This window comes from Enterobacter sp. D2 (assembly GCF_034427575.1).
In the GTDB taxonomy this organism is placed as follows: Bacteria; Pseudomonadota; Gammaproteobacteria; order Enterobacterales; family Enterobacteriaceae; genus Enterobacter; species Enterobacter cloacae_M.
The window spans coordinates 21,038-29,221 of the sequence record NZ_JAXQPP010000011.1 but is presented as its reverse complement, the minus strand read 5'-3'; the positions used below and the strand labels follow the sequence as shown (position 1 = coordinate 29,221).

General features: G+C 51.7%; 7 protein-coding genes and 1 pseudogene. All 8 read left to right on the top strand.

Features of this window, described 5'->3' with window-relative positions:
- A pseudogene (gene tuf / locus SPG90_RS22050) lies at positions 1-163 on the top strand (elongation factor Tu); the annotation flags it as partial.
- A 225-nt stretch (positions 164-388) separates the two neighbouring features.
- On the top strand, positions 389-772 hold the full coding sequence (secE, locus tag SPG90_RS22045; protein ID WP_014068449.1) for a preprotein translocase subunit SecE: 384 nt from the start codon (positions 389-391) through the stop codon (positions 770-772).
- A 1-nt stretch (position 773) separates the two neighbouring features.
- On the top strand, positions 774-1,319 hold the full coding sequence (gene nusG, locus SPG90_RS22040) for a transcription termination/antitermination protein NusG (RefSeq protein WP_002438628.1): 546 nt from the start codon (positions 774-776) through the stop codon (positions 1,317-1,319).
- A 155-nt stretch (positions 1,320-1,474) separates the two neighbouring features.
- Positions 1,475-1,903, top strand: a complete 429-nt coding sequence (rplK, locus tag SPG90_RS22035) for a 50S ribosomal protein L11 (RefSeq protein WP_008503452.1) — start codon at positions 1,475-1,477, stop codon at positions 1,901-1,903.
- A gap of 3 nt (positions 1,904-1,906) precedes the next feature.
- Positions 1,907-2,611 (top strand): 50S ribosomal protein L1, encoded by a 705-nt coding sequence (gene rplA, locus SPG90_RS22030; RefSeq protein ID WP_006810530.1) that lies wholly within the window; start codon positions 1,907-1,909, stop codon positions 2,609-2,611.
- 291 nt (positions 2,612-2,902) lie between these two features.
- Positions 2,903-3,400 carry a 50S ribosomal protein L10 gene (gene rplJ / locus SPG90_RS22025; protein ID WP_003862338.1) on the top strand — a complete coding sequence of 166 codons (498 nt, stop codon included), beginning with the start codon at positions 2,903-2,905 and terminating at the stop codon, positions 3,398-3,400.
- A gap of 66 nt (positions 3,401-3,466) precedes the next feature.
- The gene (gene rplL / locus SPG90_RS22020; protein WP_002445276.1) at positions 3,467-3,832 is read left to right on the top strand and encodes a 50S ribosomal protein L7/L12; all 366 of its coding nucleotides are present in this window, start codon (positions 3,467-3,469) and stop codon (positions 3,830-3,832) included.
- A gap of 319 nt (positions 3,833-4,151) precedes the next feature.
- On the top strand, positions 4,152-8,180 hold the full coding sequence (gene rpoB, locus SPG90_RS22015) for a DNA-directed RNA polymerase subunit beta (RefSeq protein ID WP_023334099.1): 4,029 nt from the start codon (positions 4,152-4,154) through the stop codon (positions 8,178-8,180).
- Positions 8,181-8,184 lie beyond the last annotated feature (4 nt).

Here is an 8,184-nt window from a genome sequence, read left to right as displayed (position 1 = left end):
CATCGAACTGCCAGAAGGCGTTGAGATGGTAATGCCAGGCGACAACATCAAGATGGTTGTGACTCTGATCCACCCAATCGCGATGGACGACGGTCTGCGTTTCGCAATCCGTGAAGGTGGCCGTACCGTTGGCGCGGGCGTGGTTGCTAAAGTTCTCGGCTAATCGCTGATAACATTTGACGCAATGCGCATGAAAAGGGCATCATTTGATGCCCTTTTTGCACGCTTTCACATCAGAACCTGGCTCATCAGTGATTATTTTTGTCATAATCATTGCTGAGACAGGCTCTGCAGAGAGCGTATAATCCATAAAGGGATTATTTCGATTTGGCTCGCCTCGCAATCGCGGGGTGAAATTATTTGTAGAATTCTTCTGACAGGTTGGTTTATGAGTGCGAATACCGAAGCTCAAGGGAGCGGGCGCGGCCTGGAAGCGATGAAGTGGGTCGCTGTTGCCGTGCTGCTGATTGTGGCAATCGTTGGCAACTATCTTTATCGTGACATGATGCTGCCGCTCCGCGCGCTGGCAGTGGTGATTCTGATTGCTGCAGCGGGCGGTGTCGCGCTGTTGACGACTAAAGGTAAAGCAACCGTTGCTTTCGCTCGCGAAGCACGTACCGAAGTCCGCAAGGTCATTTGGCCGACTCGCCAGGAAACATTGCATACCACGCTGATCGTGGCTGCAGTGACTGCGGTAATGTCACTGATCCTGTGGGGACTGGATGGTATTCTGGTTCGCCTGGTTTCCTTTATTACTGGCCTGAGGTTCTAAGATGTCTGAAGCCCCTAAAAAGCGTTGGTACGTCGTTCAGGCGTTTTCCGGTTTTGAAGGCCGCGTAGCAACGTCGCTGCGTGAGCATATCAAATTACACAACATGGAAGAGTTATTTGGCGAAGTTATGGTTCCGACCGAAGAAGTGGTTGAGATCCGTGGCGGCCAACGTCGCAAAAGCGAGCGTAAATTCTTCCCGGGTTACGTGCTGGTTCAGATGGTGATGAACGACGCGAGCTGGCACCTGGTGCGCAGCGTACCGCGCGTGATGGGCTTTATCGGCGGCACGTCTGACCGTCCGGCGCCAATCAGCGACAAAGAAGTTGATGCGATTATGAACCGCCTGCAGCAGGTGGGTGATAAGCCGCGTCCGAAAACGCTGTTTGAACCGGGTGAAATGGTTCGTGTTAGCGACGGTCCGTTTGCTGACTTTAACGGTGTGGTTGAAGAAGTGGACTACGAGAAGTCCCGCCTGAAAGTTTCTGTTTCTATCTTCGGTCGTGCGACCCCAGTAGAACTGGACTTTGCGCAGGTCGAAAAAGCCTAAGCAGCGATCAAAAAAGCGGCGATTTAATCGTTGCACAGGGCGCGAGATTGGAATACAATTTCGCGCCTTTTGTTTTTATGGGCCCGGCCCGTAAAACGAATTTTATTCACGGGGAGCCTCCCTGAGGCGCTATCACCCAATCAGAGGATTTTAGAATGGCTAAGAAAGTACAAGCCTACGTCAAGCTGCAGGTTGCAGCTGGTATGGCGAACCCAAGTCCACCAGTTGGTCCAGCTCTGGGTCAGCAGGGTGTGAACATCATGGAATTCTGTAAAGCGTTCAACGCCAAAACCGAATCCCTGGAAAAAGGTCTGCCAATCCCAGTCGTAATCACTGTTTACGCTGACCGTTCTTTCACTTTCGTTACCAAAACCCCTCCAGCAGCTGTTCTGCTGAAGAAAGCGGCTGGTATCAAGTCTGGTTCCGGTAAACCGAACAAAGACAAAGTGGGTAAAATTTCCCGCGCTCAGCTGCAGGAAATCGCGCAGACCAAAGCTGCCGACATGACTGGTGCCGACATTGAAGCGATGACTCGCTCAATCGAAGGTACTGCACGTTCCATGGGCCTGGTAGTGGAGGACTAAGAAATGGCTAAACTGACCAAGCGCATGTCCGTGATCCGTGACAAAGTTGATGCGACCAAACAGTACGACATCAACGAAGCTATCGCTCTGCTGAAAGAACTGGCAACTGCTAAGTTCGTTGAAAGCGTTGACGTTGCCGTTAACCTCGGCATCGACGCGCGTAAATCCGATCAGAACGTTCGTGGCGCAACTGTATTGCCACACGGTACTGGCCGTTCCGTTCGCGTAGCTGTATTTGCTCAGGGTGCAAACGCTGAAGCTGCTAAAGCTGCCGGCGCTGAACTGGTAGGTATGGAAGATCTGGCTGATCAGATCAAGAAAGGCGAAATGAACTTTGACGTTGTTATTGCTTCTCCAGATGCAATGCGCGTTGTTGGCCAGCTGGGCCAGGTTCTGGGTCCACGCGGCCTGATGCCAAACCCGAAAGTGGGTACTGTAACTCCTAACGTTGCTGAAGCGGTTAAGAACGCTAAAGCAGGTCAGGTTCGTTATCGTAACGACAAAAACGGCATCATCCACACCACCATCGGTAAAGTGGACTTTGACGCTGACAAACTGAAAGAAAACCTGGAAGCTCTGCTGGTTGCGCTGAAAAAAGCAAAACCAACTCAGGCGAAAGGCGTGTACATCAAGAAAGTTAGCATCTCCACCACCATGGGTGCAGGTGTTGCAGTTGACCAGGCTGGCCTGAGCGCTGCTGCAAACTAATGCCTTTACGTGGGCGGTGATTTTGTCTACAATCTTACCCCCACGTTTGCTAACGAAAGTTAGCGGCTAAAAGATTTGTTCGTTGGAGCCTGGCCTAATCCAGGCCTCCGTCGAAGACCGCAGGTGTTTCGCAAGAGACTTAATCCCCTGCGTAGACGGTGACAGAACGCTAAGATTATTTTTGGATACTCTGGCTTGTTTCTGCTCACCGTATTAAGACGCTCTTTCCGTTGGGGAGAGTGAAGTGAGTTCCGGAACATGAGTTCCGGCAAACATCCAGGAGCAAAGCTAATGGCTTTAAATCTTCAAGACAAACAAGCGATTGTTGCTGAAGTCAGCGAAGTAGCCAAAGGCGCGCTGTCTGCAGTAGTTGCGGATTCCCGTGGCGTTACTGTAGACAAAATGACTGAACTGCGTAAAGCAGGTCGTGAAGCTGGCGTATACATGCGTGTTGTTCGTAACACCCTGCTGCGTCGCGTAGTTGAAGGTACTCAGTTCGAGTGCCTGAAAGACACGTTTGTTGGTCCGACCCTGATTGCATACTCTATGGAACACCCGGGCGCTGCTGCTCGTCTGTTCAAAGAGTTCGCGAAAGCGAATGCAAAATTTGAGGTCAAAGCTGCAGCCTTTGAAGGTGAGTTGATCCCGGCATCGCAAATCGATCGCCTGGCAACCCTGCCGACCTACGAAGAAGCAATTGCACGCCTGATGGCAACCATGAAAGAAGCTGCGGCTGGCAAACTGGTTCGCACTCTGGCTGCTGTACGCGATGCGAAAGAAGCTGCTTAATCGCAGTTATCTTTATAAAGCATTTGCTTACGTATAAACTTATTCTGATTTTCAGGAACAATTTAAATGTCTATCACTAAAGATCAAATCATTGAAGCAGTAGCAGCTATGTCCGTAATGGACGTTGTAGAGCTGGTTTCTGCAATGGAAGAAAAATTCGGTGTTTCTGCTGCTGCTGCTGTAGCTGTAGCTGCGGGCCCGGCTGAAGCTGCTGAAGAAAAAACTGAATTCGACGTAATTCTGAAAGCTGCTGGCGCTAACAAAGTTGCTGTTATCAAAGCAGTACGTGGCGCAACTGGCCTGGGTCTGAAAGAAGCTAAAGACCTGGTAGAATCTGCTCCAGCTGCGCTGAAAGAAGGCGTGAGCAAAGATGACGCAGAAGCACTGAAAAAATCTCTGGAAGAAGCTGGCGCTGAAGTTGAAGTTAAATAAGCCAACTTTTCTGGTTGCAGCCTAAGTAATTAGGCTGATGGCTGGTGACTTTTTAGTCACCAGCCTTTTTGCGCTGTAAGGCATCAGTAGCATTTCACACTGTTTGACTGCTGATTGTCCTGACAATGCATGTTTCTATCGACGACTTAATATATTGCGACAGGGTGCTCGCTCTGTGTAAATCGCGACGAAATGATTTAAGCGTGATAGCAACAGGTATTGCGGAAAGTATTCAATTTTCCGGTCCACAAAATGGTGTTGCACAAACTGTCCCTTCGTCGGACAGATGGGTCGACTTGTCAGCGAGCTGAGGAACCCTATGGTTTACTCCTATACCGAGAAAAAACGTATTCGTAAGGATTTTGGTAAACGTCCACAAGTTCTGGACATTCCATATCTCCTTTCTATCCAGCTTGACTCGTTCCAGAAGTTTATCGAGCAAGATCCTGAAGGGCAGTACGGTCTGGAAGCAGCCTTCCGCTCCGTGTTCCCGATTCAGAGCTACAGCGGTAACTCCGAGCTGCAGTACGTCAGCTACCGCCTTGGCGAACCGGTGTTTGACGTTCAGGAATGTCAGATCCGTGGCGTGACCTATTCCGCACCGCTGCGCGTAAAACTGCGTCTGGTGATCTACGAGCGCGAAGCGCCGGAAGGCACCGTAAAAGACATTAAAGAACAAGAAGTCTACATGGGTGAAATTCCACTCATGACAGACAACGGTACTTTCGTAATCAACGGTACTGAGCGTGTTATCGTTTCCCAGCTGCACCGTAGCCCGGGCGTCTTCTTCGACAGCGATAAAGGTAAAACACACTCTTCCGGTAAAGTACTGTATAACGCACGCATCATTCCTTACCGTGGTTCATGGCTGGACTTCGAGTTCGATCCGAAAGACAACCTGTTTGTCCGTATCGACCGCCGTCGTAAGCTGCCTGCAACCATCATTCTGCGTGCGCTGCAATACACCACTGAACAGATCCTGGACCTGTTCTTTGAGAAAGTGATCTTTGAAATCCGCGACAACAAGCTGCAGATGGAGCTGGTGCCGGAACGTCTGCGTGGTGAGACCGCGTCGTTCGACATCGAAGCCGACGGCAAAGTGTATGTGGAAAAAGGTCGCCGTATCACCGCGCGCCACATCCGCCAGCTGGAAAAAGATGATATCAAACTCATCGAAGTTCCGGTTGAGTACATTGCAGGAAAAGTAGCCGCGAAAGATTACGTTGACGAGTCAACGGGTGAGCTGATCTGCCCAGCGAACATGGAGCTGAGCCTGGATCTGCTGGCTAAGCTGAGCCAGTCTGGTCACAAACGTATCGAAACGCTGTTCACCAACGATCTGGACCACGGTGCGTATATCTCTGAGACTATTCGCGTCGACCCAACCACCGATCGTCTGAGCGCGCTGGTCGAAATCTACCGCATGATGCGTCCTGGTGAGCCACCAACTCGCGAAGCGGCGGAAAGCCTGTTCGAGAACCTGTTCTTCTCCGAAGACCGCTACGATCTGTCCGCGGTTGGTCGTATGAAGTTCAACCGTTCTCTGCTGCGCGACGAGATCGAAGGTTCCGGTATCCTGAGCAAAGACGACATCATCGAAGTGATGAAGAAGCTCATCGATATCCGTAACGGTAAAGGCGAAGTGGACGATATCGACCACCTCGGCAACCGTCGTATCCGTTCCGTAGGCGAAATGGCGGAAAACCAATTCCGCGTTGGCCTGGTACGTGTAGAACGTGCGGTGAAAGAGCGTCTGTCTCTGGGCGATCTGGATACCCTGATGCCTCAGGATATGATCAACGCCAAGCCGATTTCTGCAGCAGTGAAAGAGTTCTTCGGTTCAAGCCAGCTGTCTCAGTTCATGGACCAGAACAACCCGCTGTCTGAGATTACGCACAAACGTCGTATCTCTGCACTCGGCCCAGGCGGTCTGACCCGTGAACGCGCAGGCTTTGAAGTTCGAGACGTACACCCGACGCACTACGGTCGCGTATGTCCAATCGAAACGCCTGAAGGTCCAAACATCGGTCTGATCAACTCCCTGTCCGTGTACGCACAGACTAACGAATACGGTTTCCTCGAGACCCCGTACCGTAAAGTGACCGACGGTGTTGTAACCGACGAAATTCACTACCTGTCTGCTATCGAAGAAGGCAACTACGTTATCGCTCAGGCGAACTCCAACTTGGATGACGAAGGCCACTTTGTAGAAGATCTGGTTACCTGCCGTAGCAAAGGCGAATCCAGCTTGTTCAGCCGCGACCAGGTTGACTACATGGACGTATCCACCCAGCAGGTGGTATCCGTCGGTGCGTCCCTGATCCCGTTCCTGGAACACGATGACGCCAACCGTGCATTGATGGGTGCGAACATGCAACGTCAGGCCGTTCCAACTCTGCGCGCTGATAAGCCGCTGGTTGGTACCGGTATGGAACGTGCTGTTGCCGTTGACTCCGGTGTTACTGCAGTTGCTAAACGTGGCGGTACTGTTCAGTACGTCGATGCATCCCGTATCGTTATCAAAGTTAACGAAGACGAGATGTATCCGGGCGAAGCAGGTATCGACATTTATAACCTGACCAAATACACCCGTTCTAACCAGAACACCTGCATCAACCAGATGCCTTGCGTATCTCTGGGTGAGCCAGTTGAGCGCGGCGACGTGCTGGCAGACGGTCCGTCCACCGACCTCGGTGAACTGGCGCTCGGTCAGAACATGCGCGTAGCGTTCATGCCGTGGAATGGTTACAACTTCGAAGACTCCATCCTCGTCTCCGAACGTGTGGTTCAGGAAGATCGTTTCACCACCATCCACATCCAGGAACTGGCATGTGTGTCCCGTGACACCAAGCTGGGGCCAGAAGAGATCACCGCTGACATCCCTAACGTGGGTGAAGCTGCGCTCTCCAAACTGGATGAATCCGGTATCGTTTACATCGGTGCGGAAGTGACCGGCGGCGACATTCTGGTTGGTAAGGTTACGCCTAAAGGTGAAACCCAGCTGACGCCAGAAGAGAAACTGCTGCGTGCAATCTTCGGTGAGAAAGCGTCTGACGTTAAGGACTCTTCTCTGCGCGTACCAAACGGTGTTTCCGGTACGGTTATCGACGTTCAGGTCTTCACCCGTGACGGCGTCGAGAAAGATAAGCGTGCGCTGGAAATCGAAGAGATGCAGCTCAAACAGGCTAAGAAAGACCTGTCTGAAGAACTGCAGATCCTCGAAGCGGGTCTTTTCAGCCGTATCTATGCGGTGCTGGTTGCCGGTGGCGTTGAAGCTGAGAAGCTCGACAAACTGCCACGCGATCGCTGGCTGGAACTGGGCCTGACCGACGAAGAGAAACAAAATCAGCTGGAACAGCTGGCTGAGCAGTATGACGAACTGAAACACGAGTTCGAGAAAAAACTCGAAGCGAAACGCCGCAAAATCACTCAGGGCGACGATCTGGCACCAGGCGTGCTGAAGATTGTTAAGGTGTATCTGGCCGTTAAACGTCAGATCCAGCCTGGTGATAAGATGGCAGGTCGTCACGGTAACAAGGGTGTTATCTCTAAGATCAACCCGATCGAAGATATGCCGCACGATGCTAACGGTACGCCGGTAGATATCGTACTGAACCCGCTGGGCGTACCGTCTCGTATGAACATCGGTCAGATCCTGGAAACTCACCTGGGTATGGCTGCGAAAGGTATCGGCGACAAGATTAACGCCATGCTGAAGCAGCAGGAAGAAGTCGCGAAACTGCGCGAATTCATCCAGCGTGCCTACGATCTGGGTACCGACGTTCGTCAGAAAGTCGACCTGAATACCTTCAGTGATGAAGAAGTGCTGCGCCTGGCTGAGAACCTGAAAAAAGGTATGCCAATCGCAACGCCGGTCTTCGATGGTGCGAAAGAAGCTGAAATTAAAGAGCTGCTGCAACTGGGTGGTCTGCCAACGTCTGGTCAGATTACGCTGTTTGACGGCCGTACCGGTGAACAGTTCGAGCGTCCGGTAACCGTAGGTTACATGTACATGCTGAAACTGAACCACCTGGTCGACGACAAGATGCACGCTCGTTCTACCGGTTCTTACAGCCTGGTTACTCAGCAGCCGCTGGGTGGTAAGGCACAGTTCGGTGGTCAGCGCTTCGGGGAGATGGAAGTGTGGGCGCTGGAAGCATACGGCGCGGCATACACCCTGCAGGAAATGCTCACCGTTAAGTCTGATGACGTGAACGGTCGTACCAAGATGTATAAAAACATCGTGGACGGCAACCATCAGATGGAGCCGGGCATGCCAGAATCCTTCAACGTACTGTTGAAAGAGATTCGTTCGCTGGGTATCAACATCGAACTGGAAGACGAGTAATTCT